The 1,160-nt window shown below is 49.7% G+C and carries 2 tRNA genes and 2 rRNA genes; all 4 read left to right on the top strand.

Annotated features, from left to right (window positions below):
* Positions 1-520 (top strand): 16S ribosomal RNA (locus GCN75_RS28755); the annotation flags it as partial.
* A 100-nt stretch (positions 521-620) separates the two neighbouring features.
* Positions 621-697: transfer RNA gene (locus tag GCN75_RS28750), tRNA-Ile, on the top strand.
* A 19-nt stretch (positions 698-716) separates the two neighbouring features.
* A tRNA-Ala gene (locus GCN75_RS28745) sits at positions 717-792 on the top strand.
* 258 nt (positions 793-1,050) lie between these two features.
* Positions 1,051-1,160 (top strand): 23S ribosomal RNA (locus GCN75_RS28740); the annotation flags it as partial.

Genomic DNA, 1,160 nt, shown 5'->3' with positions numbered 1-1,160 from the left:
TGGGAGTGCTCGAAAGAGAACCATTACACAGGTGCTGCATGGCTGTCGTCAGCTCGTGTCGTGAGATGTTGGGTTAAGTCCCGCAACGAGCGCAACCCTTGTCATTAGTTGCTACGAAAGGGCACTCTAATGAGACTGCCGGTGACAAACCGGAGGAAGGTGGGGATGACGTCAAGTCCTCATGGCCCTTATGGGTAGGGCTTCACACGTCATACAATGGTACATACAGAGCGCCGCCAACCCGCGAGGGGGAGCTAATCGCAGAAAGTGTATCGTAGTCCGGATTGTAGTCTGCAACTCGACTGCATGAAGTTGGAATCGCTAGTAATCGCGGATCAGCATGTCGCGGTGAATACGTTCCCGGGTCTTGTACACACCGCCCGTCACACCATGGGAGCGGGTTTTACCAGAAGTAGGTAGCTTAACCGTAAGGAGGGCGCTTACCACGGTAGGATTCGTGACTGGGGTGAAGTCGTAACAAGGTAGCCGTATCGGAAGGTGCGGCTGGATCACCTCCTTTCTAGAGTTTGCACGAATCAGGTAACTGGTTCACGCATCAAATGTTCACACTTATCGGCTGTTTAATTAAGAAGAAACAGTAGTCGTAGTAGCACCGCGTTGGGGCTGTAGCTCAGCTGGTTAGAGCACCGTGTTGATAACGCGGGGGTCGTTGGTTCGAGTCCAACCAGCCCTACCAGCTAATTAGTAGTATCTCAGGGGGATTAGCTCAGCTGGGAGAGCACCTGCTTTGCAAGCAGGGGGTCGTCGGTTCGATCCCGTCATCCTCCACCAATACTTTGAAAGTGCAAACGTAAGCCGGTCAAATAGACCCGGGTTTAGGTTTGATCTTTTAGCGATCAAAGCTGTTTCGTTCTTTAACAATCTGGAAGAAGTAAAGATTATTTATTGATTGAGTCTATACATGTAGCAATACATGAGGCGGCTCAATGGGTAATGATTGTATGTATCAACAAACAAGCAACAACGTTGTACTTTCTTATCCCTGTAGCGCTCTTTTCGTTTGAAAGAATGAAGAGGCTAACGTTATAGGGACAAGCGAATAAGTGCACATGGTGGATGCCTTGGCGATTACAGGCGATGAAGGACGTAGTAGCTTGCGATAAGCTGCGGGGAGTGAGCAAACACACTTTGATCCGCAG

Source organism: Janthinobacterium violaceinigrum (assembly GCF_009208555.1).
In the GTDB taxonomy this organism is placed as follows: Bacteria; Pseudomonadota; Gammaproteobacteria; order Burkholderiales; family Burkholderiaceae_D; genus Janthinobacterium; species Janthinobacterium violaceinigrum.
The sequence above is the reverse complement of the archived record's forward strand: the minus strand, read 5'-3'. Positions and strand labels throughout refer to the sequence as shown.